The organism is Streptomyces sp. NPDC051214 (genome assembly GCF_040682375.1).
In the GTDB taxonomy this organism is placed as follows: Bacteria; Actinomycetota; Actinomycetes; order Streptomycetales; family Streptomycetaceae; genus Streptomyces.
The window spans coordinates 75,745-98,118 of record NZ_JBFBAT010000010.1 but is presented as its reverse complement, the minus strand read 5'-3'; the positions used below and the strand labels follow the sequence as shown (position 1 = coordinate 98,118).

21 protein-coding genes and 1 riboswitch are annotated in these 22,374 nt (G+C 71.0%); of the genes, 13 read left to right on the top strand and 8 right to left on the bottom strand.

What is annotated here, in order from left to right:
- Positions 1 to 23 precede the first annotated feature (23 nt).
- Positions 24 to 1,214 carry a glutathionylspermidine synthase family protein gene (locus tag AB0M70_RS26220; RefSeq protein ID WP_365823356.1) on the top strand — a complete coding sequence of 397 codons (1,191 nt, stop codon included), beginning with the start codon at positions 24 to 26 and terminating at the stop codon, positions 1,212 to 1,214.
- Between the two features lie 86 nt (positions 1,215 to 1,300).
- The gene (locus tag AB0M70_RS26215) at positions 1,301 to 2,086 is read left to right on the top strand and encodes an SAM-dependent methyltransferase (RefSeq protein WP_365823354.1); all 786 of its coding nucleotides are present in this window, start codon (positions 1,301 to 1,303) and stop codon (positions 2,084 to 2,086) included.
- 79 nt (positions 2,087 to 2,165) lie between these two features.
- On the opposite strand, the gene rocD is transcribed toward AB0M70_RS26215, so the two are convergent.
- A complete protein-coding gene (rocD, locus tag AB0M70_RS26210; RefSeq protein WP_365823352.1) occupies positions 2,166 to 3,368 on the bottom strand; it encodes an ornithine--oxo-acid transaminase in 1,203 nt (400 codons plus the stop codon).
- 111 nt (positions 3,369 to 3,479) lie between these two features.
- Positions 3,480 to 3,570, top strand: a riboswitch (ZMP/ZTP riboswitch).
- 40 nt (positions 3,571 to 3,610) lie between these two features.
- On the opposite strand from rocD, the gene glyA reads away from it, so the two are divergent.
- On the top strand, positions 3,611 to 4,888 hold the full coding sequence (gene glyA, locus AB0M70_RS26205; RefSeq protein ID WP_365823350.1) for a serine hydroxymethyltransferase: 1,278 nt from the start codon (positions 3,611 to 3,613) through the stop codon (positions 4,886 to 4,888).
- 74 nt (positions 4,889 to 4,962) lie between these two features.
- Here glyA and AB0M70_RS26200 read toward each other — a convergent pair whose 3' ends face one another.
- Complete coding sequence (locus AB0M70_RS26200; protein ID WP_365823824.1) at positions 4,963 to 5,922, bottom strand: hypothetical protein; 960 nt, start codon at positions 5,920 to 5,922, stop codon at positions 4,963 to 4,965.
- Between the two features lie 162 nt (positions 5,923 to 6,084).
- On the opposite strand from AB0M70_RS26200, the gene trpS reads away from it, so the two are divergent.
- Together trpS and AB0M70_RS26190 are read left to right on the top strand one after the other, a co-directional pair.
- Complete coding sequence (gene trpS / locus AB0M70_RS26195; protein ID WP_365823348.1) at positions 6,085 to 7,098, top strand: tryptophan--tRNA ligase; 1,014 nt, start codon at positions 6,085 to 6,087, stop codon at positions 7,096 to 7,098.
- Positions 7,099 to 7,171: 73 nt separating this feature from the next.
- Positions 7,172 to 7,759 carry a 2'-5' RNA ligase family protein gene (locus AB0M70_RS26190; protein WP_363208822.1) on the top strand — a complete coding sequence of 196 codons (588 nt, stop codon included), beginning with the start codon at positions 7,172 to 7,174 and terminating at the stop codon, positions 7,757 to 7,759.
- Positions 7,760 to 7,778: 19 nt separating this feature from the next.
- Here AB0M70_RS26190 and AB0M70_RS26185 read toward each other — a convergent pair whose 3' ends face one another.
- Both AB0M70_RS26185 and AB0M70_RS26180 read right to left on the bottom strand, forming a co-directional pair.
- Complete coding sequence (locus tag AB0M70_RS26185) at positions 7,779 to 8,534, bottom strand: decaprenylphospho-beta-D-erythro-pentofuranosid-2-ulose 2-reductase (protein ID WP_365823345.1); 756 nt, start codon at positions 8,532 to 8,534, stop codon at positions 7,779 to 7,781.
- A gap of 20 nt (positions 8,535 to 8,554) precedes the next feature.
- Positions 8,555 to 9,964: an FAD-binding oxidoreductase gene (locus AB0M70_RS26180; protein WP_365823343.1), complete on the bottom strand. Its 1,410-nt coding sequence runs from the start codon at positions 9,962 to 9,964 to the stop codon at positions 8,555 to 8,557.
- 166 nt (positions 9,965 to 10,130) lie between these two features.
- Here AB0M70_RS26180 and AB0M70_RS26175 point away from each other — a divergent pair, with 166 nt between their 5' ends.
- The 4 genes from AB0M70_RS26175 to AB0M70_RS26160 are packed head-to-tail and all read left to right on the top strand — an operon-like array spanning position 10,131 to position 12,967.
- A complete protein-coding gene (locus AB0M70_RS26175) occupies positions 10,131 to 10,652 on the top strand; it encodes a phosphatase PAP2 family protein (RefSeq protein ID WP_365823341.1) in 522 nt (173 codons plus the stop codon).
- Positions 10,645 to 11,586, top strand: a complete 942-nt coding sequence (locus AB0M70_RS26170; RefSeq protein WP_365823339.1) for a decaprenyl-phosphate phosphoribosyltransferase — start codon at positions 10,645 to 10,647, stop codon at positions 11,584 to 11,586. The genes AB0M70_RS26175 and AB0M70_RS26170 overlap by 8 nt, the downstream gene beginning before the upstream one ends.
- 26 nt (positions 11,587 to 11,612) lie before the next feature.
- On the top strand, positions 11,613 to 12,038 hold the full coding sequence (locus AB0M70_RS26165) for a GtrA family protein (protein WP_365823788.1): 426 nt from the start codon (positions 11,613 to 11,615) through the stop codon (positions 12,036 to 12,038).
- A complete protein-coding gene (locus tag AB0M70_RS26160) occupies positions 12,026 to 12,967 on the top strand; it encodes a YihY/virulence factor BrkB family protein (protein WP_365823337.1) in 942 nt (313 codons plus the stop codon). The genes AB0M70_RS26165 and AB0M70_RS26160 overlap by 13 nt, the downstream gene beginning before the upstream one ends.
- On the opposite strand, the gene AB0M70_RS26155 is transcribed toward AB0M70_RS26160, so the two are convergent.
- Positions 12,930 to 14,177, bottom strand: a complete 1,248-nt coding sequence (locus AB0M70_RS26155; protein ID WP_365823335.1) for a D-alanyl-D-alanine carboxypeptidase — start codon at positions 14,175 to 14,177, stop codon at positions 12,930 to 12,932. The two genes, AB0M70_RS26160 and AB0M70_RS26155, sit on opposite strands and share 38 nt — an antisense overlap.
- 127 nt (positions 14,178 to 14,304) lie before the next feature.
- Here AB0M70_RS26155 and AB0M70_RS26150 point away from each other — a divergent pair, with 127 nt between their 5' ends.
- The 3 genes from AB0M70_RS26150 to AB0M70_RS26140 all read left to right on the top strand — a co-directional run bounded on the left by AB0M70_RS26150 (position 14,305) and on the right by AB0M70_RS26140 (position 16,433).
- Positions 14,305 to 14,547 carry an SCO4848 family membrane protein gene (locus AB0M70_RS26150; protein ID WP_160506782.1) on the top strand — a complete coding sequence of 81 codons (243 nt, stop codon included), beginning with the start codon at positions 14,305 to 14,307 and terminating at the stop codon, positions 14,545 to 14,547.
- A 65-nt stretch (positions 14,548 to 14,612) separates the two neighbouring features.
- Positions 14,613 to 15,890 carry a metallophosphoesterase gene (locus tag AB0M70_RS26145; protein ID WP_365823332.1) on the top strand — a complete coding sequence of 426 codons (1,278 nt, stop codon included), beginning with the start codon at positions 14,613 to 14,615 and terminating at the stop codon, positions 15,888 to 15,890.
- A 147-nt stretch (positions 15,891 to 16,037) separates the two neighbouring features.
- Positions 16,038 to 16,433 carry an ATP-binding protein gene (locus tag AB0M70_RS26140; RefSeq protein ID WP_365823330.1) on the top strand — a complete coding sequence of 132 codons (396 nt, stop codon included), beginning with the start codon at positions 16,038 to 16,040 and terminating at the stop codon, positions 16,431 to 16,433.
- A gap of 103 nt (positions 16,434 to 16,536) precedes the next feature.
- Here the strand turns inward: AB0M70_RS26140 and AB0M70_RS26135 are convergent, their stop codons facing one another.
- Both AB0M70_RS26135 and AB0M70_RS26130 read right to left on the bottom strand, forming a co-directional pair.
- Positions 16,537 to 17,982 (bottom strand): HAMP domain-containing sensor histidine kinase, encoded by a 1,446-nt coding sequence (locus AB0M70_RS26135; protein WP_365823328.1) that lies wholly within the window; start codon positions 17,980 to 17,982, stop codon positions 16,537 to 16,539.
- The gene (locus tag AB0M70_RS26130) at positions 17,979 to 18,644 is read right to left on the bottom strand and encodes a response regulator transcription factor (protein WP_365823786.1); all 666 of its coding nucleotides are present in this window, start codon (positions 18,642 to 18,644) and stop codon (positions 17,979 to 17,981) included. The genes AB0M70_RS26135 and AB0M70_RS26130 overlap by 4 nt, the downstream gene beginning before the upstream one ends.
- Positions 18,645 to 18,911: 267 nt before the next feature.
- Here AB0M70_RS26130 and AB0M70_RS26125 point away from each other — a divergent pair, with 267 nt between their 5' ends.
- Positions 18,912 to 21,398: an MMPL family transporter gene (locus AB0M70_RS26125; RefSeq protein WP_365823784.1), complete on the top strand. Its 2,487-nt coding sequence runs from the start codon at positions 18,912 to 18,914 to the stop codon at positions 21,396 to 21,398.
- A gap of 25 nt (positions 21,399 to 21,423) precedes the next feature.
- Here AB0M70_RS26125 and AB0M70_RS26120 read toward each other — a convergent pair whose 3' ends face one another.
- Complete coding sequence (locus AB0M70_RS26120; protein WP_365823326.1) at positions 21,424 to 22,365, bottom strand: SMP-30/gluconolactonase/LRE family protein; 942 nt, start codon at positions 22,363 to 22,365, stop codon at positions 21,424 to 21,426.
- Between the last annotated feature and the right edge of the window lie 9 nt (positions 22,366 to 22,374).

Genomic DNA, 22,374 nt, shown 5'->3' with positions numbered 1-22,374 from the left:
CCCGAGACCCGAGACCCGAGGCCATGGAACGCCGCACCATCACCCCCCGCCCCGGCTGGCAGCAGACGGTCGAGGATCAGGGGCTCATCTACCCGCTGACCCGCTACCCCGACGACTCCCTCCGCCCCTACTGGGACGAGTCCGCGTACTACGCGTTCACGCTCCCCGAGGTGGAGGCCCTGGAGGAGGTCGTCGAGGAACTGCACGCGATGTGCCTCGCGGCCGCCGAGCACATCGTCACGCGGGGGCGCCTCGCCGATCTCGGCATCACCGACCCCCGGGTGGCGGACGCGGTCACCGAGGCATGGCACCGCCGCGCCGAACTCCCGTCCCTCTACGGCCGGTTCGACCTGCACTACGACGGCACGAGCGGCCGCCCGGCCAAGATGCTGGAGTACAACGCCGACACCCCCACCTCGCTGGTCGAGGCCGCGAGCCCCCAGTGGTTCTGGATGGAGGAATGCTTCCCGGGCGCCGACCAGTGGAACTCCCTCCACGAGCGCCTTGTCGACGCCTGGAAGAAGCAGGCGCCGCTGCTTCCGCCCGGCGGCCCGCTGTACTTCGCGCACTCCGCGGGCGACGAGCTCGGCGAGGACCTGATGACGGTCGCGTATCTGCGCGAGACCGCGCAGCAGGCCGGGCTCGACACCGAGGCGATCTCCATGGAGGACATCGGCTGGGACCGGCTCTCGCGGCGCTTCGTCGACAAGAAGCTCGGCTTCATCCGCAGCTGCTTCAAGCTCTACCCGTGGGAGTGGCTGACCACCGACCGCTTCGCCCCGCACGTCCTGGAGACCCTGGACAACGGCGGCGGCACCGGCTCCACCCTCTGGATCGAGCCCGCCTGGAAAATGCTCCTCTCCAACAAGGCGCTGCTGGCCGTCCTCTGGGAGCTCTACCCCGGCCACCCCAACCTCCTCCCCGCCTACCTGGACGGCCCCCGGGAGCTCGCCGCCGAGCGGGGTTACGTCGCCAAGCCCCTCCTCGGCCGCGAAGGCGCCGGAGTCACGGTCCACCCGCCGGGCGCCGAACCCCTCGTACGCGAGGACGCCTGCTGCTACCAGGAGTTGGCGCCCCTGCCCGACTTCGACGGCAACCGTGTGGTGCTCGGTGCGTGGGTCGTCGAGAACGAGGCGGCGGGGCTCGGCATCCGGGAGTCGGCGGGCCTGATCACGGACGAGTACGCGAGATTCCTGCCGCACGTCATCCTCTGAGCCGACCTTGGGCTGCCCCACCGAACCCCAAGTCGCCTGAGTACGCTGCCGATTGATCGACGACTGACTCGGAGGCGACCGCGCACATGGCCGACAGCAGGATCAACACGACGCAGCCTCACACGGCCCGTATCTGGAACTACTGGCTCGGCGGCAAGGACAACTACCCCGTCGACCAGGCCGCCGGGGACCAGATCCGCACGCTGCACCCCGGCATCGGCGCCTACGCGCTGGCCGACCGGCAGTTCCTCGGGCGCGCTGTGAGCCACCTGGTCACCGAGTGCGGGATCCGGCAGTTCCTCGACATCGGCACCGGGCTGCCGACCGCCGACAACACCCACGAGGTCGCCCAGCGGATCGCCCCCGAGACCCGTGTCGTCTACGTCGACAACGACCCGCTGGTTCTCACCCACGCGCGCGCCCTCCTCACCAGCACCCCCGAGGGCAGGACCGACTACCTCGACGAGGACCTGCGCAACGTCGACACCATCCTCGAACACGCCGCCAGGACCCTGGACCTCGACCAGCCGGTCGCGCTGATGCTGCTCGGAGTCGTCATCTTCATCGACGACGACTCCGAGGCGTACGGCATCGTGCGCCGCCTGCTCGACGCGCTCCCGGCCGGCAGCCACCTGGTCCTCTCGCACACGATCACCAGCCCGGAGATGCCCGACGTCGACGAGGCGGTGGCGTTCTGGAACGAGAACGGCACGCCCAAGCTGACGCAGCGCACGCCCGACCAGGTGGCGCGTTTCTTCGAGGGCCTGGAGCTCCTCGAACCCGGAGTCGTCTCGTGCAACCGCTGGCGCACGGAGCCGGCGGCCGGGGTCGAGGACGTGGCCATGTTCGGCGGAGTCGGCATCAAGCGCTGACGTCGGCACCAAGCGCTGACGCCGAGGTCGACGTCGGCCTCCGCCCCACGCGGCGCCCCACGAGGCGCCCCCCGCGGAACTACGCCAGCACGGCCCGCAGCTGATCGAGCCCCCAGTCCAAATCCTCCTTGCTGATCACCAGTGGGGGAGCGATCCGGATGGTGGACCCGTGGGTGTCCTTGACCAGCACACCCCGGTCCATCAGCTTCTGGGAGATCGCGCGGCCCGTGCCGTGCGAGGGCTCGATGTCGACGCCCGCCCACAGCCCGCGGCCCCGCACCTGCGTCACCGCGCCCGTACCGGCGAGGAGCCCCAGCTCGGCGTGCAGATGCTCGCCGAGCTCGGTGGCCCGCTGCTGGTATTCGCCCGAACCCAGCATCGCCACGACCTCCAGCGCCACCGCGCAGGCGAGGGGATTGCCGCCGAACGTCGACCCGTGCTCGCCCGGCTTGAACACCCCAAGGACATCCGCGTCCGCCACCACCGCGGACACCGGCACCACGCCCCCGCCGAGCGCCTTGCCCAGGATGTACACGTCCGGCACCACGTCCTCGTGCTCGCACGCGAACGTCCTGCCCGTCCTGCCGAGCCCCGACTGGATCTCGTCCGCCATGAAGAGGACGTTCCGCTCCCGCGTCAACTCCCGTACGCCCGCCAGATATCCGGCCGGCGGCACCAGGACCCCGGCCTCTCCCTGGATGGGTTCCAGGAGCACGGCCACGGTGTTCTCCGTGACCGCGGCGCGCAGCGCGGTCAGATCGCCGTACGGCACGATCTCGAAGCCCGGCGTGTACGGGCCGAAGTCCGCCCGCGCCTCCTGGTCCGTCGAGAAGCTGACGATGGTCGTGGTCCGCCCGTGGAAGTTGTCGCGCGCGACGACGATCTTCGCCCGCCCGTCGGGCACGCCCTTGACCTGATACCCCCACTTCCGCGCGGTCTTCACGGCCGTCTCCACCGCCTCCGCCCCGGTGTTCATCGGCAGCACCATCTCCTTGCCGCACAGCTCCGCGAGCCGCGTACAGAAGTCGGCGAACCGGTCGTGGTGGAAGGCCCGCGAGGTGAGCGTCACCCGCTCCAGCTGCGCCTTGGCCGCGTCGATCAGGCGGCGGTTGCCGTGCCCGAAATTCAGCGCCGAGTACCCGGCCAGCATGTCGAGATAGCGGCGCCCCTCGACGTCCGTCATCCAGGCACCCTCCGCCGTCGCGACCACGATGGGCAGCGGGTGATAGTTGTGCGCGCTGTGCGCTTCGGCCGAGGTGATGAACTTTTCGGTAGTCGACACGGGGTCTCCGTTCGTCCTGCGGCGTGGGGCGGTTGTGGCGCCCAATTTCTATCGTCGCTCGGATCGTGGACGAAGAAACCTGCCGACCCGGCGTGCCCGATACGCTGGCCCTGACAGCACGGCGACTGGCGCACGGGGAACGGACCCCGAGGAAGCCGTGCGAGGCAGAACCTTCGAGGTGCCGACCGCCTGGGCACCCCGGGACCACGACCGGACACTCACCGCTCGCCCCGGAGGACGCCATGACTCACTCTCCTTCCCTCAGCCACCCCGCGCTCGCCGCGCAGGACCCCGAACTGTCCGCTCTCGTCGGCGCCGAGGAGCAGCTCCAGGCCGACACCCTGCGCCTGATCCCCAGCGAGAACTACGTCTCCTCCGCCGTCCTCGAAGCCTCCGGCACGGTCCTGCAGAACAAGTACAGCGAGGGCTACCCGGGCCGCCGCTACTACGAGGGCCAGCAGAACATCGACCCGATCGAGCGCCTCGCCGTCTCCCGGGCCAAGGCCGTCTTCGGCGTCGAGCACGCCAACGTCCAGCCCTACTCCGGCTCCCCGGCCAACCTCGCCGTCTACCTCGCCTTCGCCGAGCCCGGCGACACCGTGATGGGCATGGCCCTCCCGATGGGCGGCCACCTCACCCACGGCTGGGGCGTCTCCGCCACGGGCAAGTGGTTCCGCGGCGTCCAGTACGGCGTCCGCCACGACACCGGCCGTATCGACTTCGACGAGGTGCGCGACCTCGCCCTCAAGGAACGCCCGAAGCTGATCTTCTGCGGTGGCACCGCCCTCCCCCGCACCATCGACTTCGCCGCCTTCGCCGAGATCGCCCGCGAGTCGGGGGCCGTCCTCGTCGCCGACGTCGCGCACATCGCCGGCCTGATCGCGGGCGGCGCCCACCCCTCACCGGTGCCGCACGCCGACGTGATCTCCACGACGACCCACAAGACCCTGCGCGGTCCGCGCGGCGCGATGCTGATGTCCCGCGAGGAGCACGCCAAGGCCATCGACAAGGCGGTCTTCCCCGGTCTGCAGGGCGGCCCGCACAACCAGACCACCGCGGCCATCGCCGTCGCCCTGCACGAGGCATCGCAACCCTCCTTCCGCGACTACGCCCACGCGGTCGTCGCCAATGCCCGGACCCTCGCCGAAGCGCTGCTCGTCCGCGGCTTCGACCTGGTCTCCGGCGGCACCGACAACCACCTGATCCTGATGGACCTCACCCCCAAGGAAGTCCCCGGCAAGGTCGCCGCCAAGGCCCTCGACCGGGCCGGGATCGTCGTCAACCACAACACCGTGCCGTACGACCCGAGGAAGCCCTTCGACCCCTCCGGCGTCCGTATCGGCACCCCTTCCCTCACCTCCCGCGGTCTCGGGACGGAGCACATGCCGACCGTCGCCGACTGGATCGACCGGGGTGTCGCCGCGGCCCGTGCCGGTGACGAGGACGCCCTGACGAAGATCCGTTCCGAGGTCGCCGACCTGATGTCCGCCCACCCGGCCCCGGGCCTGTCGGCCCACTGACCCACCGGACCGGACAACCACGTCGAACAGCTACCCCGGCCGGCCGACGCACCGGCCGGGGCCGGCCGCAGCCCTCACAGGTCCCGCAACTCCTGCCGCGGGCCGCCCTCATGAGGCCGCCGCCCGACGAGCGACCCCCGCAGCAGCAGCGCCCCCGCGGCCCCCGCCGCGGCGCCCGGTATCGCCCACCACCAGTCCGTGCCGCCGTCGCCCGGCGTGACATCGGTCCCGCCACGCGCGGCGGCCTGCCCGGACTCGGCTCCGGCTTCGGCTCCGGCCCCGGCTTCGGCTTCGGCTTCCGAGGCGGGCGTCGGTGGCGGGTTCGAGTCCGACCCCGGCCCTATCGCCTGGTTGCCCTTGTCCGTCGGCGGCCCCAGGACCCCGAGCTTCTTGAACAGCGCCGTCAGGTGAGCAGGGTCCTTCGCCTTGTGCCAGACGCCCCTCATGGACTCGACGTCCGTCGTGGTGTGGATCCACACCGCATCGGCGCCCTTGCCGCCCTTGCTGCCCTTGCCGTCCCCGCCGCCCTTCGTGCCGGGCGCCACCGGATAGGCCCGGTCCACCCGCCACGGCCGCACGTCGTGGACCATCCACGTCACATTGATCTGACGGCTTCCGTCACCCATGGCCAGCCCTGGTGGCTGCTCACGCTGTCCCTTGCCGATGTCGGCCCCGAGGTGGCCAAGACCGGCCTCCAGCTCGGCGTACTCCTTGTCGCTGACGTAGAGCGCCGTGCTCTCCCCGCTTCCCGGCGCGACCACGAGGACGCTCGTCGAGCCGCCCGCCACCGCCTGCGGCGCCCCCGCCACCACCAGCGCCAGCGCGGCCGCGAACCCCGTCACCGACCCGCACACTGCCCTTGCCGTCCGCATCCGCATCTCGATCCCCCAGCCGATCTCCGCCACGACCCGTCCGCCGCGCCGTGCGCCCGGCGCTCCGCAGCGCCGCCACCGCCGGACCGCCGAACGTACTGTGTTCCTCGTCTCATTGGCGACGATCGCGAGCAGCCACGGCTCGAACGCCGAACCGTCCACTGGGCCTCCCCGGCGCGCACACGCGCGACCACCGCACCCTCGTCGACGGCGCGGCCCCCCTCCAGGACCTCCGCGGGCGGGACACGGCCGCGGGACAAGATCGCGGCACACCCGTCACATGGCTGTTTCCGAGCAATGAGAGACACCTGAGAGAATGGCTCCATGGCCCTTGATCGTCCTCGCGTGCTCTCCGGAATCCAGCCCACCGCAGGCTCGTTCCACCTCGGCAACTACCTTGGCGCGGTCCGCCAGTGGGTGGCGCTGCAGGAGTCCCACGACGCGTTTTACATGGTGGTGGACCTGCACGCGATCACGATCCCGCAGGACCCGGCCGAGCTCCGTGCCAACACCCGGCTCGCCGCCGCCCAGCTCCTGGCCGCCGGTCTCGACCCGGAGCGCTGCACGCTCTTCGTGCAGAGCCACGTCCCCGAGCACGCCCAGCTCGGCTGGATCATGAACTGCCTGACGGGCTTCGGCGAGGCGTCGCGCATGACGCAGTTCAAGGACAAGGCGGCCAAGCAGGGCGCGGACCGCGCCTCCGTGGGCCTCTTCACGTACCCGGTGCTCCAGGTCGCCGACATCCTGCTCTACCAGGCCAACCAGGTCCCGGTCGGTGAGGACCAGCGCCAGCACATCGAGCTGACCCGCGACCTCGCGGAGCGTTTCAACGGCCGCTTCGGCGAGACGTTCACCGTCCCGGCGGCGTACATCCTCAAGGAGACGGCCAAGATCTTCGACCTTCAGGACCCGTCGATCAAGATGAGCAAGTCGGCGTCCACCCCGAAGGGCCTGATCAACCTCCTCGACGAGCCCAAGGCCACCGCCAAGAAGGTCAAGAGCGCGGTCACCGACACCGACACGGTCGTGCGTTACGACACCGAGAACAAGCCGGGTGTCAGCAACCTCCTCACCATCTACTCGACGCTCACCGGCACCGGTATCCCGGAACTGGAGCAGAAGTACGCCGGCAAGGGCTACGGTGCGCTGAAGACTGACCTCGCCGACGTCATGGTCGACTTCGTGACGCCCTTCCGGGACCGGACCCAGGCCTATCTGGACGACCCGGAGACGCTCGACTCGATCCTGGCCAAGGGTGCGGAGAAGGCGCGTGCCGTCGCCGCGGAGACCCTCGCCCAGGCGTACGACAGGGTGGGCCTCCTGCCCGCCAAGCACTGAGCCACACAGCCCCCTGCACCACGCCAGGTACAACAGCGCCCTCTGCCCGCCACCCGACCGACAGGAGTACGACGTGGGGACCGTAACGATCGGTGTGTCGATCGCGGTCCCGGAGCCTCACGGCAGCCTGCTCCAGGAGCGGCGCGCGGGCTTCGGGGACCCCGCGGCGCACGGCATCCCCACCCACGTCACGCTGCTGCCGCCGACCCTGGTGGACGCCGCGGCGCTGCCCGCCGTGGAGGCGCACCTGGGGGCCGTCGCGGCCGCCGGGCGCCCCTTCCCGATGCGGCTCTCCGGGACGGGCACGTTCCGGCCGCTGTCGCCCGTCGTCTTCGTCCAGGTGGTGGCGGGCGGGTCGGCCTGTGGCTGGCTCCAGGAGCGGGTGCGGGACGCGTCCGGGCCCATCGCGCGCGAGCTGCAGTTCCCGTACCACCCGCACGTCACGGTGGCGCACGGCATCTCCGAAGAGGCCATGGACCGGGCGTACGCGGAGCTTTCCGAGTACGAGGCCGAGTGGCCCTGCACCGGCTTCGCGCTCTACGAGCAGGGCGCGGACGGCGTGTGGCGCAAGCTGCGCGAGTTCGCCTTCGGCGGTGGCGGCCCGGTCGTTCCTCCACAGGCGGCGGCCCCGGCGGCGCACGGCGCGCTGCCCACCCGCTGACCGGCGCCCCCGCAGAGCCTCACACCGGAAGCCGCCGGAACACCGTCCGCGGCACGTGCCGCAGCGCCGACATGACGACCCGCAGCGCGCCGGGCACCCACACCGTCTCCGAGCGCCGCCGCAGCCCCGTCTCGATGGCCTCGGCGACCGCCTCCGGAGTGGTCGCCATGGGAGCCTCCTCCAGGCCCGCCGTCATCTTGGAGCGCACGAAGCCGGGGCGGACCACCATCACGTGCACCCCGGTGCCGTGCAGCGCGTCGCCCAGGCCCTGCGCGAAGGCGTCGAGGCCCGCCTTGCTCGACCCGTAGATGAAGTTCGAGCGCCGGGCACGCTCGCCGGCGACCGAGGAGAGCACCACCAGGGAGCCGTGCCCCTGGGCCTGCAGCGACCGCGCGCACACCAGGCCGGCCGAGACCGCCCCGGTGTAGTTCGTCTGCGCGACCCGCACCGCCGACAGTGGCTCGTCCTCGTCGCGTGCCTGGTCTCCGAGGATGCCGAAGGCCAGCAGGACCATGTCGATGTCGCCCTCGGTGAAGATCTTCCCGAGGGTGGCCTCGTGGGACTCGGAGTCGAGTGCGTCGAAGGCGACGGTGCGGACGTCCGCACCCATGTCGCGCAGGCCCTCGGCGGCCTTCTCCAGGCCCGGGGAGGGCCGCCCGGCCAGCCACACGGTCCGGGTGCGCCGCGCGACCAGACGGCGGGCCGTGGCGAGGCCGATCTCGGAGGTGCCGCCGAGTACGAGCAGGGACTGGGGGGTGCCGAAGGCGTCCTTCATGGGACCAACTCCTGGAGTTGCTAGATAGCGAGGCGGCGCGAGAGGTCCGAGCGGAACACGCCGCGCGGGTCGAGGTCGGCCCGCAGCGCGCGGAAGTCGTCGAGCCGCGGATACATCGCGGCGAGCATCTCCGGCCGCAGGCGGGAGTCCTTGGCCAGATAGACGCGGCCGTCGGCGGAAGCGACCTCCTCGTCGAGGTCGTCGAGGAAGGCGCCGAGCCCCGGCAGTCCTGCCGGGATGTCCAGGGCGAGGGTCCAGCCGGGCATCGGGAAGGAGAGCCAGCCCGGATCGCCCTCTCCGAAGCGCTTCAGTACGGCGAGGAAGGACGGGCAGCCGCGCTCCGAGATGCGCCGCACGATGCGCCGCAGGGCCTCTTCCTTGCCGTACCCGACGACGAATTGGTACTGCACGAAACCGCCGCGGCCGTACACGCGGTTCCAGTGCGGGACGCCGTCCAAGGGGTGGAAGAACGTCGACATCTTCTGGAGTTCGCCCACGCGGGAGCGGGGCGCCTTGCGGTACCAGAGCTCATTGAAGAGGCCCACCGACCGGCGGCCGAGCAGCCCGTCGGGCAGGAAGCGCGGGGCGGGAGGCAGTTGCCCGGGGCGGAAGGTGAGCGGGGCTCTACGCGCGCGTGGCGGAAGGGCGTCCAGGGGAGCGTGATCGCCGCGTGTGAGCACCGAGCGGCCCATCGACGCCCCGCGCGCGAGGAGGTCGATCCACGCCACGGAGTAGCGATAGCGGTGGTCGGTGGCGGTGAGGCGGGCCATCAGGTCGTCCAGGTCGGTGGCGCGCTCCGTGTCCACCGTCATCAACGAGGTCTCGACCGGCTGCAGTTGCAGCGTCGCGGCGAGGATCACGCCCGTCAGGCCCATGCCGCCCGCCGTCGCGTCGAACAGGGGGGTGCCGCGCTCGACCGCCTGCACGGCGCCGTCGGCCGTGAGCAGTTCGACGGCCATCACGTGGCGCGAGAAGGACCCGGAGCCGTGGTGGTTCTTGCCGTGGATGTCCGTGCCGATCGCGCCGCCCACGGTCACATAGCGGGTCCCCGGAGTGACCGGCACGAACCAGCCGAGCGGGAGCAGGACTTCCATCAGGTGGTGCAGGGAGACCCCGGCGTCGCACAGGACGGTGCCCGCGTCCGCGTCGATGGCATGGATACGGTCCATGCCGGTCATGTCGAGCACCGCGCCGCCCGCGTTCTGCGCGGCGTCCCCGTACGCCCGCCCAAGGCCTCGGGCGATGCCTCCGCGCTCCCCGCACGCCTGGAGGGCCGCCACGGCCTCCTCGGGCGAACGAGGGCGGATCAGACGGGCGGTGGACGGGGCGGTGCGCCCCCAGCCCGACACGGACACGTACGGCGCCAGGGGGGCGGCCCCGGGCGCCGTCGCGGTCGCGGGGTCGGCGGGCGGAGCGGAGTCGGCAGGCATACGCGTGACCGTATCGTCCGAGCAAGGGCAGTTTGCCCATATTCGTCAGAGCTCTCACCGAAATGGGTGATTGATGGAGTGTCGTCGTATATTGCCGTAAATATTGAGAGGTCGCCTAGAAGAGTCGGGAGGTCAGGTCCTTGAAGTCCCCGGAGAAGGAGGCCACATGCACGACATGGACCACCGGCTGCTGTCGGCCCTGCGCGACTGCGGCTCCGACGCGCGCGTGGCCGCCGCCGCACGGGCCCTGTCCTGGACCGGCGAGCACGGCGCCCTCTGGCTCGTCGCCGGGCTCGCGGGCGCCGCGGTCGACCGCGAACGGCGCGGCACGTGGCTGCGCGCCACGGCACTGACCGCCGCCGCACACCTGGCCAGCATGGGCGTCAAACGCGTCGTACGGCGTCCGCGTCCCGGCGGTGACAAGGGGCCGGAACCCCTCGTGAGGACCGCGGGCCGGCACTCCTTCCCCAGTTCGCACGCCACTTCGGCCGCCGCGGCCACCGTCGCGTACGGCGCGCTGAGCCCCCTGGGAGCCCGCGTCGTCCCGCCGCTCGCCGCCGCGATGTGTGTCTCGCGGATGGTCGTCGGCGTCCACTACCCCAGCGACGTGGCGGCCGGAGCGGCGCTCGGCGCCCTCACCGCGCGCGTGGGCTCCGCCTGGATGAACGGGAGCCGCGCGCATGGCTGACCGCACCGCCCTGCTCGAACGCCCCCAGCCGCCCGTGCCGTCGGACGCCGGCACCCTCGCCCTGCCGCTCGGCCTCCTGAAGACCGCGCGCCCCCGCCAGTGGGTGAAGAACGTCCTGGTGGTCGCGGCCCCCGCCGCCGCGGGCGAGCTCTTCTCGCGCCATTCGCTGATCCAACTCGTCCTGGTGTTCGCCCTGTTCACGGCCGCCGCGTCCGCCGTCTACCTCATCAACGACGCACGTGACGCCGAGGCCGACCGCGCGCACCCCACCAAGTGCCGCAGACCGGTGGCCGCAGGGCAGGTGCCCGTGACGGTCGCGTACGCGGTCGGCGGGCTGCTCGCCGTGCTCGCACCGGTGACCGCCGCCGCGCTCTGCACACCCCTGACCGCGTGCCTGCTCGGCGCCTACGTAGTGATGCAACTGGCGTACTGCGTCAGTCTCAAGCACATCCTGGTCGTCGATCTCGCCGTCGTCACCACCGGCTTCCTGATGCGGGCGATGATCGGGGGAGTGGCCCTCGACATCCCGCTCTCGCGGTGGTTCCTGATCACCACGGGCTTCGGCGCCCTCTTCATGGTCTCCGCCAAGCGCTACTCCGAAGCCGTGCAGATGTCAGGAAAAGCAGGCGCCACGCGCGCGTTGCTCACCGAATACACCACCGGCTACCTCCGCTTCGTCTGGCAGCTCGCCGCCGGGGTCGCCGTCCTCGCGTACTGCCTGTGGGCCATGGAGAGCGGCGGTACCGCGAACGGCCTGCTGCCCTGGCGGCAGCTGTCGATGGCCGCCTTCGTCCTCGCCGTCCTGCGCTACGCCGTCTTCGCCGACCGGGGCACGGCGGGCGAGCCCGAGGACGTCGTCCTGCGCGACCGTGCGCTGGCCGTCATCGGCCTGGTGTGGATCGCGATGTACGGTCTCGCGGTCGCCGACTGGTGAGCGCCCTCAGGGAGCGGCTACGGGCCATGGGCCCCGAACTGCTCGGCTTCGCCGCCGCCGGGATCTGCGCGTACGCCGTCGACCTCGGCCTCTTCGTCTGGCTGCGCGGACCAGGCGGCCTCGACCCGCTGACCGCCAAGGCGCTGTCCTTCGTGGCCGGCTGCACGGTCGCCTACGCGGGCAACGCGCTCGGCACCTACCGGCGGCGCGAAGGTGCGGGCGTCTCGCGCCTACGCCAGTACGGCGTCTTCTTCGCCGTCAACATCGCAGGCGCCCTGGTGCAGCTGCTCTGCATCGCGGTGTCCCACTACGGCCTCGGCCTCACCTCGCAGCGCGCGGACACCATCTCCGGAGCGGGAGTGGGTATGGCACTCGCCACGGTGCTGCGTTTCTGGGGTACGCGGACCTTGGTCTTCCGCACAACGGGCAGGGAGGCATCATGGACTGGCTGAAAAAGCTCCCCGGCATCGGACCCCAGGTGGAGCGTCTGATGCGCACGCACGCGTGGAGCGCGTACGAGCGGCTCGACAGCGTGCACTGGACGCGCCTCGCGGCGGCGATGACGTTCATCAGCTTCCTCGCGCTGTTCCCGCTGATCACCGTCGCCGCGGCGGTCGCCGCCGCGACGCTCTCCAAGGGCCAGCAGGACAAGCTCGAGGACAGCATCTCCAAGCAGGTCCCCGGCATCGCCGACCAGCTGAACCTGGACGCCCTGGTCGCCAACGCGGGCACCGTCGGCCTCGTCGCCGGCGCCCTGCTGCTCTTCACGGGCATCGGCTGGGTCGGCTCGATGAGGGAGTGCCTGCGGGCCGTCTGGGAGCTGGACGACGGCGACGAGAACCCCGTCATGCGCAAGGTCAAGGACGCCGGGGTCCTCGTCGGTCTCGGCGGCGCGGGCCTCGCGTCCCTGATCGCCTCGACCCTCGCGTCGAGCGCCGTCGGCTGGAGCGCCGACCTCCTCGGGGTCTCCGAGGACGGCTGGGGCGGGCTGCTGCTGCAAGTGATCGCGTTCGCCATCGCCGTCCTCGCGGACTTCCTGCTGCTGCTCTACGTCCTGACGCTGCTGCCGGACGTGCAGCCGCCACGCCGCCACCTCATCACCGCCGGGCTGATCGGCGCGGCCGGATTCGAGCTGCTCAAGCTGCTGCTCGGCGGCTACATCAAGGGCGTCGCCGCGAAGAGCATGTACGGCGCCTTCGGAGTGCCCGTCGCGCTGCTCCTGTGGATCAACTTCACCGCGAAACTCCTGCTGTTCTGCGCCGCCTGGACGGCGACGCGCAAGCAGGCACGTACAGAAGAAGAACAGGAGCAGCACAAGAAGGAGCCGGAAAAGCCCGGCGAGGTCAGCGGCGGCTCTTCGGCAGCGGCAGCCGGCGGCTGATCACGAACCACCCGGCGGCGATCAGCGCGAGGACACCGGCCGCGATCCCCAGGGCGACGCCGGCGCCACCGCCCGACTCCTTGTCGGAGGCGTGCGCCACGTTCTTGGACGAGTCCGAGCCGCCCTTGCCCGCACCGGGAGCACCCTTGCCGCTGCCCGTACCGGCACTCTTCGGAGCGACCAGTTCGCCCACCGGCTCGACCTTGCCGGACGCCTTGAAGCCCCAGTCGAGGAGCCGCTCGGTCTCCTTGTAGACCGCGTGCTGCTCTCCGGAGTCGGGGTTCATGACGGTCACGAGCAGCACCTTGCCGTCGCGCTCGGCAACCCCGGTGAAGGTGTTGCCCGCGTTCGTGGTGCTGCCGTTCTTGACGCCCGCGATGCCCTTGTAGGGGTCGAGACCGTAGTCCCCCGTGAGGAGCCGGTTGGTGTTCTGGATCTCGAAGGACTCGCGCTTCTTCTTGCCCTTGTCCTTGCCCTTCTTGACCTTCTTGGTCTCCCCGGGGAACTTCGCGGTGGCCGTCGAGCAGTACTCGCGGAAGTCCTTCTTCTGCAGCCCGGAGCGGGCGAACAGCGTCAGGTCGTACGCGGAGGAGACCTGCCCCTTCTCGTCGTAGCCGTCCGGGCTGACCACGTGGGTGTCGAGGGCCTGCAGCTCGTCGGCGTGCGACTGCATGTCCTTGACGGTCGCGGGGACACCGCCGTTCATCGCCGACAGGACGTGCACCGCGTCGTTGCCCGAGCGCAGGAAGACGCCGAGCCACAGGTCGTGGACCGTGTACGTCTCGTTCTCCTTGACGCCGACCATGCTGCTGCCCGCGCCGATGCCCGCCAGGTCCGAGAGCTCGACCTTGTGCTTCTGCGTCTTGGGGAACTTCGGCAGGACCGTGTCCGCGAAGAGCATCTTCAGGGTGCTCGCCGGGGGCAGCCGCCAGTGCGAGTTGTGCGAGGCGAGGACCTCGCCCGTCTCGGCGTCCGACACCATCCAGGAGCGCGCCGACAGGTCCTTGGGGAGGACGGGAGCGCCCGCCTTCAGGCTCACCTGGGTGCCCGGCTCGCCGAGCCTGGCGCCGCCGACCGTCGACATGGAGGCGGGCGGCTTGGGCTTCTTCTCGCCTCCCGGCTTGTCGTCCGCCCATGCGGGGGCCGTGGTCGACATGGTGAGCAATGCGGCGGAAGTGACCAACAAGGCGGTCTTTTTTACGGCAGGCACGGACGAGAACGTACAGGGCGCCGCTGTGGGCGTCTCCGCCGAGGTGGGCTGGGTCACGTGCGGCTGGGCCGGCCCGGACTCCCCACCCCGGCGGCGGTGCGGAAGGGAGGCTCGCGATACTGAACGCATGAAGCTCAGCCGCCCGGTCTCCTGGTTCCTGCTCGCCTTCGGTGTGTGGAGCTGGTTCATCTGGATCACTTTCGTCAAGAACCTGTGGAAGGACGGCAGTGGGCTCGCCTTCGATGACGCAGGCGACCCGACCGCATACTTCTGGGTGCACCTGACGCTCGCCGTCGCCTCCTTTGTCTTGGGGACGGTGGTAGGGGCCATCGGGTTGCGCGGAGTACGTGCTCTGCGCCGTACGTCATAGCTTTCGGTTCAGCTGATCGCTACAGCTGACCGGTCACTTCGGGCACTGCTGAGGGGCGCACCACCGTGGTCATCCTGTTCGTGCTGGTCGGCCTCGCCGCGCTCGCGGCCCTCGCCGCGATGCAGTGGTACGCCTGGCGGCGTCTGGTGCGGGACACCACCACCGGGCCGGGGCTCGCCCGGCGTGCGGGTGCCGTGGTCTTCGTGGCGGGGCCGCTGCTGATGTTCGCGGCGGTCGCCAGTGAGCGGGCCGGGGCGCCGTTCTGGCTTCAGAAGGTGCTGGCCTGGCCGGGCTTCATGTGGATGGCGCTGTCGATCTATCTGGTGCTCGCGCTTCTTGTCGGTGAGCTCGTACGGCCCTTCTTCTTGCGGCGGCGTACGAAGCCGTCCTCTACGGAGGATCCCGCCCCCGGCCAGCCGGAGGGCGACCCGGCCCCCGCACCCGCACCCGCACCCGCACCCGCACCCGCACCCGCACCCGCCCCCACTCCCGCTCCCGTGCGCGGGCGACCGACCGCACCCTCGCGCCGCCTCTTCGTCTCCCGCATCGTCGGCGGGACCGCCGCGGCCGTCGCCGTCGGAACGGTGGGGTACGGCACCTACGGCGTCCTGCGCGGCCCCCGCGTGAAGCGCGTCACCGTGCCGCTGGCCAAGCTGCCGCGCGGGGCGCACGGGTTCCGGATCGCGGTGGTCAGCGACATCCACCTGGGGCCGATTCTCGGACGCGGCTTCACGCAGCGCGTGGTGGACACGATCAACGGCACGCAGCCCGACCTCATCGCGGTCGTCGGCGACCTGGTCGACGGCAGCGTCGAGGACCTCGGCCCTGCCGCAGCCCCTCTCGCGCAGCTGCGGGCGCGGCACGGGGCGTACTTCGTGACCGGCAACCACGAGTACTTCTCGGGCGCCGAGCAGTGGGTCGACCACGTACGCGAACTCGGTCTGCGGCCCCTGGAGAACGCCCGCACCGAACTGCCCGGCTTCGACCTCGCGGGCGTGGACGACGTCGCGGGCGAGAGCGAGGGGCACGGGCCCGACTTCGCCAAGGCGCTGGGCGACCGGGACCGCTCGCGGACGGCCGTGCTCCTCGCCCATCAGCCGGTCGTCATCCACGACGCCGTCAAGCACGGCGTCGACCTCCAGCTCTCCGGGCACACCCACGGCGGACAGCTCTGGCCAGGCAATTTCATCGCCGACCTGGCGAACCCGACCCTCGCGGGACTGGAGCGGTACGGCGACACGCAGCTGTACGTGACGCGTGGCGCGGGCGCGTGGGGGCCGCCGGTGCGCGTGGGGGCGCCGTCCGACATCACGGTCGTCGAACTGGCCTCCCGCCAGGCGTAATCGTGCGTTGGTTCGATCCGGGACGAACCTGGCCGGATACAGCCGGGCCATAAGGTGACGGAGTGACACCGAGCACTACCTCTGCGCAGCATTAAGTGTCGGAAGTGTGTGCGGTTCTTGGTGCTTTGGTGTGCCATAGGGGGAACATTGTTGCGACGACAGGCTTTCCGGCTGCCTCCGCATCCGGCATCCGTATCGCTCGCCCGGCTCCGCGTCCATGATCACCTCGCCGCCTGGGGGCACAAGGAGGAGAGCGCGGCGCTGCACGACGCCGTGCTCCTCGTATCGGAGCTCGTGACGAACGCGGTGTGCCACGGCCTGGTCCACGACCGGGAGTTCGAGGTCGCGGTCACGGTCCTCGCCGACGGGGACTGCTTCATAGAAGTGTCCGACGAGAGCCCGACGAGACCGGAGCTGCGAGAGGTGGGGCTCCTGGAGGAGGGCGGCCGCGGCCTGCGCCTGCTCGACGCCCTGGCCGAGGCGTGGGGCGTCTGGCAGCGCGGACGGCACGGGAAGACGGTGTGGGCGCTGGTAAGAGCCTGAGACGCCCCCTGAGTGGCCCTACGCCCCTCCCTGAGCCGCGACCCCGCCCCTTGAGCGGCCTCACGCCCCTCTTTGAGCCGCGACCCCACCCTGCCCGCCCACCTCAACCGCCCGTCCGTGCAGGCAGCGTGACCGTCACCGTGAGCCCCGCCCCCGGCGCCGTCTCCACCCCCACCTCGCCGCCGTGCGCCGTGACGACCCCCTGCACGATCGCCATCCCCAGCCCGCTCCCCGCGCCACCGCCCGCGCGAAAGAACCGGTCGAACACGCGCGCCGCGTCCGCCTCCGCGAGGCCGGGCCCCCGGTCGGCCACGCGCAGCCGCACCACCCCGTCCTGCCGCTCCACGCCCAGCGTGACCGGCGCGTCTACGGGCGTGTGGACACGTACGTTCGCGAGCAGATTGCCGAGCACCTGGCGCATCCCCGACTCATCCGCGCGGATCAGTACCGCCCCTTCGGCGCAGACCGTGAGCGGACGCTCCGGTTCCTGCACCCGCAGATCGTCGGCGGCATCCCGTACGAGACGGCTCAAGTCGACGTTCGTGAAGCGCAGTTCCGGCTGCTGGTCGAGCCGGGCAAGGGTGAGCAGCTCGTCGACGAGGTGCCCCATCCGGTCGGTCTCGGCGATGACGCGGCTCCACGCGCGCGTGCGTTCCGCCGGGTCACGGAGCATCCCCTTGTCGTACAGCTGCACGTAGCCGCGGATCGCCGACAAGGGCGTACGCAGCTCGTGCGAGGCATCGGCCACAAAGCGGCGCAGCTGTGCCGAGCTGCGCTCGCGGGTCTCGAAGGCGGACTCCACCTGGTGGAGCATGGAGTTGAGGGCCAGGCGCAGCTGCTCGGTCTCCATCACCGGGGCGCGGCTCGACGGGACGCGCCGGGTGAGGTCGCCCTCGGCGATGGCGGACGCGGTCTCGACCATGTCCTCCAGAGGCCGCAGCCGGTGATGCGCCGAGAGCATCGTCAGGACGGCGAGCAGCCCCAACAGGACCACTCCGAAGGCGGCGTCGAGCTTGAGCGCCTTCCTGATGCCCGATTCCACGTCCTGCGTGTCCGCGGCCATCAGGACCGTCGTGCCGTCGGCGAGCTCCGCACCCACCATGCGGTGGGCGTTACCGCCCAGGGTGATGTCCTGTGGCTCGGACCGGTCGGCGACCGCCTCGGCGTCGTCGACGGCGGCGGCCAGGGCGCGCTGGCGCGCGGTCGGGGCGAGTGCGCCGATGGCCACGGGCTCACCGCGCTCGTCCACCGCCACGAACACGGTGTTACCGCGCGGCAGGGCACTCGCGCGCTCCTTGCCGCCGGGGGAGAGCTTGTCGAGAGCGATGCCCAGTTCGCTGAGCCGTTCGATCTCCTTCATGGTGAGCCCGGTGTTCAGGAGCGAGTCGCGCGACTGCGTCAGATCGGCGTCCACGTTGTCGAGCAGATAGTGGCGCATGCCCATGACGCTCACGCCGGTCGCCACGATGACACCGAGAGCAAGGAGTGCCACGTTCACCCACGTCAGCTTGGCGCGCAGCGAGCTCATGCCGCGGTGCGCCCGCCTCATGCGAGGCCGTACCCCACACCCCGCCGGGTCGTGATCACCGGTGGGCCGAGCGCGTCCAGCTTGCGCCGCAGATAGCTGATGTAGGTCTCCACGACGGTCGACTCGGCGGGATGCTCGTACTGCCACACATGGCGCAGGAGCTGCTCCTTGGGCACCACACGCCCGCCGTTGCGCACAAGGAAGCGCAGCAGCGCGTACTCCGTGGGTGTGAGCTGCGCCGTGCGGCCCGCGCGGCGCACCACGTAGGCCGTCTCGTCCAGCTCCAGGTCGCCGTAGCGCAGCGGGGGCCGCTGGGGGAGCACGTCGCCTGCCCTGGTGCGGCGCAGGACCGCTCCGATGCGGGCGATGACCTCGTCGATGTTGAACGGCTTGGTGATGTAGTCGTCGCCGAGCCCGAGGGCGCCCACGACCTCCGCGGGCGCGTCCCGCGCGGTCACGAAGAGCAGGGCCGTCTCGGGGCACCTGGCGCGCAGTTCCCCGGCCAGGGCGCGGCCGTCGCCGTCCGGCAGCATCACGTCGAGCAGCGCCACGTCCGGCCGGGTGCGCCCGGTGAGCGCGAGGGCCTCGCGGACGGTGCCCGCCACCATCACGTCGAAGCGGTGGTAGCGCAGGGCGATGGCGAGCACGTCGGCGATGCTCGGCTCGTCCTCGACGACGAGCACGGTCGCCCCGGCGCCCGGACCTGCCGGACCGTTCCGGCCGTCCGGGCCGGTTCGCACTCCGACATCAGTTCCCTGCTGGCCTTCGGCGTGGCTCATGACCTCAGTATCGGCGCGGGCGTTGTACGAAGACCCGGTCCGTGCCTTGGAGTTACTTGAGAATCATGGCCGCGCGGCGCCTTCGCGGCGCGGTGGCGCCGATGCTGAGGCTCCTGAGGCACGGACCCGGGGGACCTGGCGAACGCGAAGGAGGAGTGGATCGTGGCGGCATTGGCACGGTGGTGCTATCGGCACCGTCTGGTGGTCCTTGTGCTGTGGGTGGGGGCTCTGTTCGGCCTGGGAGCCGCGGGGGCCTCGGCGGGAACGAACTACTCGAATGTGTTCTCCCTGCCGGACACCGATTCCAAGCGCGCGTACGACCTGATGACGAAGGCCTTCCCGCAGAGCGCCGGAGACACCGACACGGTCGTCTGGCACGTCGACGAGGGAGCCTCGGCCCGTGACGCGGACGTACGTTCCCGTGTCGAGCCGGCGCTCGAGGAGATCGCCGGCATGAAGGGCGTCGGCGAGGTCACGAGCCCGTACGCCTCCGAGCAGGCCGGCGCGGCCCAGATCAGCAGGGACGGGCGCATCGCCTACGCCCAGGTGACCTTCGCCGAGGAGGCGAACTCGGTCCCCAAGGAACTCGTGCAGGACGTCGTGGACACGGCGCAGAACGCCGAACGCGCCGGTCTGCAGGTCGAACTGGGCGGCCAGGCGATCACCCGCATCCAGGAGCCGCCCACCGGCATCGCCGAGATGGTCGGCATCGCGGCCGCGGCGGTCGTGCTCTTCCTGGCCTTCGGTTCGCTCTTCGCGATGGCCCTGCCCATCGTCATCGCGGTCTTCGGAGTGGGCCTCGGCATGCTCTCCACGATGCTGCTCAGCCACGTCACCGACATCCCCGAAGTGGCCCCGCTGCTCGGCTCGCTGATCGGCCTTGGTGTCGGCATCGACTACGCGCTCTTCATCGTCACCCGGCACCGGCGCGGCATCCTGCGCGGCATGGAGCCCGAGGAGTCCGCGGTGCAGGCCCTGAACACCTCCGGCCGCGCCGTGCTCTTCGCGGGCGGCACGGTGTGCATCGCGCTCGCCGGGATGCTGGTGATGAACATGCGCTTCCTGGACGGCGTGGTCATCGCGGCCTCCCTGACGGTGGTCCTGAGCGTCCTCGCGGCCATCACCCTGCTGCCCTCGCTCCTCGGCCTCCTTGGCCCCCGGGTGCTCAGCCGCAGGCAGCGGCGCCACCTCGCCGCCACGGGACCGGAGCCCGCCGAGGCGAGCGGCCTCGCGGCGCGCTGGTCCTCGTACGTACAGAAGCGACCTCGTTCGATCGCGGCGCTCGCCTTCGTGGTGATGGCCTTCCTCGCGCTGCCGTTGCTCTCCTTGCGGCTCGGCGCGACCGACCAGGGCAACCACCAGGAGTCGACGACGACCCGGCAGGCGTACGACCTCCTGGCCGAGGGGTTCGGTCCGGGATTCAACGGCCCCCTCCAAGTAGTGGCCGAACAAGCCGACACCGGGAACCTGGTGGCGACCATCCGCGAGACGGAAGGCGTCGCGAGGGTCGCGGCCGCCCCACCGGCCAACGGCGTGTCGGTCATCAACGTGGTCCCCACGACATCCCCCCAGTCGGAGGAGACGGACCAGCTCATCGACCGTCTACGGGGAGACGTGATTCCGAAGGCCGGAGTCGATGCCCACGTAGGCGGCGTCACAGCCGTCTTCAAGGACTTCGCCGCGGTGACCGGTGATCGACTGCCCTACTTCGTAGGGGCGATCATCACGCTCGGCTTCCTCCTCCTGCTCGTCGCGTTCCGCTCGCTGGTGGTGCCGTTGACCGCGGCCCTGATGAACCTGATCGCGGCGGCGGCCTCCTTCGGCGTGCTGGTGGCGGTCTTCCAGTGGGGCTGGGGCACGGAGATCCTCGGCATCGGCAAGGAGGGGCCGATCACCGCCTTCCTGCCCGTCATCATGCTGTCGCTGCTCTTCGGGCTGTCGATGGACTACCAGGTGTTCCTGGTGAGCCGCATGCACGAGGAATGGGTGCACACCAAGGACAACGCCCGCGCGGTACGGGTGGGCCTCGCCGAGACCAGCCGGGTCATCAACTGCGCGGCCCTGATCATGATCTGCGTCTTCTCGGCGTTCGTCCTGAGCGGCGACATGGAGGGCGCGATGGCGGGCATCGGCCTGGCCGCGGCGGTCGCCCTGGACGCGTTCATCCTGCGCACGGCCCTCGTCCCGGCCGCCATGCATCTGCTCGGCCGCGCCAACTGGTGGCTTCCCGCGGGCCTGGAGAAGCGCCTTCCGCACCTGGCGGTGGAGCCGCGGGAGGCGCCGGACGAGCCGGCGCCCGTGCCCCACGCGCGCGTGCCTCACTCGTCCGTGCCTCACTCGTCCGTGCCTCACGCGCGCGTGGGGGAGCCTGGGCGCGAGGACGGTGCCTCCGTAGTGCACGGTTTCATCCGCACCACGGAGGGCGACCCGGTGGAGGGCGCGACGCTGACCCTCCTCTCCAAGGGAGGCGGCCAGTTGGACCGTGTGACCTCCCTCGCGGACGGCTCGTACATCGTCGCGGCCCCGTCGGCGGGCGCCTACCTGCTGGCCGTCACGGCCCCCGGCTACGCGTCCCGCGCGCGGCACCTCATGGTCGCGGACGAGCCGCTGGTGTACGACGTGGAGCTGGTGGTGGGGGAGATGGACGCCGTGAACTAGCCGGCGGGTGAGTGGACGCGGTGGACTAGCCGGTGGGTCCGGGGTGCGCGGCCCGGACCCTCGGCAGTCCGGTCACCGACATCACCAGCGAGTAGAGCGACGTCGTCGCCGCGATGAAGAGCCGGTTGTTCCTCGGCCCGCCGAAGGCGATGTTGGCGACGGCCTCCGGGACCGTGATCCGTCCGATGAGGGTGCCGTCGGGGTCGTAGCAGTGCACCCCGTCGTGGAAGGCGGCGGCCCACAGGCGGCCTGCGTCGTCGAAGCGGATGTTGTCGAAGCCGGCCTTCGACTCGGCGAAGACGGCGCCGTCCGTGAGGGCCGTCCCGTCCTCGCTCACGTCGAGGACCCGGATCCTGGAGGCGCGCGAGTCGGACACGTACAACTGCCGCTCGTCGGGCGAGAAGACGAGCCCGTTCGGCCCCTCGAAGCCGTCGGCGACGATCCGCACCTCACCGGTCACGGGGTCGATCCGGTACACGTGACAGCCGTCGATCTCGGCGGCCGCACGATGCCCTTCGTAGTCGCTGGTGATCCCGAAGTCCGGGTCGGAGAACCAGACCGAGCCGTCCGAGCGGACCACGGCGTCGTTCGGGCTGTTGAACCGCTTGCCCTCGAAGCGGTCGGCGAGAACCGTGACACTGCCGTCGTGTTCGGTACGGGTCACGCGCCGGTTGCCCTGCTCGCAGCAGATCAAGCGGCCCTCGCGGTCGAGGGTGTTGCCGTTGACGTATCCGGCGTTCGAACGGAAGACGCCTACCGCACCGGTCGCCTCGTCCCAGCGCAGCAGCCGGTCGTTGGGGATGTCGCTCCAGATGAGCTGCCGCCATGCGGGCAGGTAGAGCGGCCCCTCCGCCCACCGGCAGTCGTCGTACAGCACCTCCAGCTTGGCGTCGCCATTGGCGCACCGCCCCGTACGGAAGCGATCGTCCAGAACTTCGTACGACGTCGGGACTTTCTGGGAAGACATGACGACCCC

Excerpts from the sequence above, each read along its gene's own strand:
- AB0M70_RS26220 (WP_365823356.1), top strand. The coding sequence starts at position 24 with ATGGAACGCCGCACCATCACCCCCCGCCCCGGCTGGCAGCAGACGGTC.
- AB0M70_RS26215 (WP_365823354.1), top strand. The coding sequence starts at position 1,301 with ATGGCCGACAGCAGGATCAACACGACGCAGCCTCACACGGCCCGTATC.
- glyA (WP_365823350.1), top strand. The coding sequence starts at position 3,611 with ATGACTCACTCTCCTTCCCTCAGCCACCCCGCGCTCGCCGCGCAGGAC.
- trpS (WP_365823348.1), top strand. The coding sequence starts at position 6,085 with ATGGCCCTTGATCGTCCTCGCGTGCTCTCCGGAATCCAGCCCACCGCA.
- AB0M70_RS26185 (WP_365823345.1), bottom strand. The coding sequence starts at position 8,534 with ATGAAGGACGCCTTCGGCACCCCCCAGTCCCTGCTCGTACTCGGCGGC.
- AB0M70_RS26180 (WP_365823343.1), bottom strand. The coding sequence starts at position 9,964 with ATGCCTGCCGACTCCGCTCCGCCCGCCGACCCCGCGACCGCGACGGCG.
- AB0M70_RS26175 (WP_365823341.1), top strand. The coding sequence starts at position 10,131 with ATGCACGACATGGACCACCGGCTGCTGTCGGCCCTGCGCGACTGCGGC.
- AB0M70_RS26170 (WP_365823339.1), top strand. The coding sequence starts at position 10,645 with ATGGCTGACCGCACCGCCCTGCTCGAACGCCCCCAGCCGCCCGTGCCG.
- AB0M70_RS26165 (WP_365823788.1), top strand. The coding sequence starts at position 11,613 with ATGGGCCCCGAACTGCTCGGCTTCGCCGCCGCCGGGATCTGCGCGTAC.
- AB0M70_RS26160 (WP_365823337.1), top strand. The coding sequence starts at position 12,026 with ATGGACTGGCTGAAAAAGCTCCCCGGCATCGGACCCCAGGTGGAGCGT.
- AB0M70_RS26150 (WP_160506782.1), top strand. The coding sequence starts at position 14,305 with ATGAAGCTCAGCCGCCCGGTCTCCTGGTTCCTGCTCGCCTTCGGTGTG.
- AB0M70_RS26135 (WP_365823328.1), bottom strand. The coding sequence starts at position 17,982 with ATGAGGCGGGCGCACCGCGGCATGAGCTCGCTGCGCGCCAAGCTGACG.
- AB0M70_RS26120 (WP_365823326.1), bottom strand. The coding sequence starts at position 22,365 with ATGTCTTCCCAGAAAGTCCCGACGTCGTACGAAGTTCTGGACGATCGC.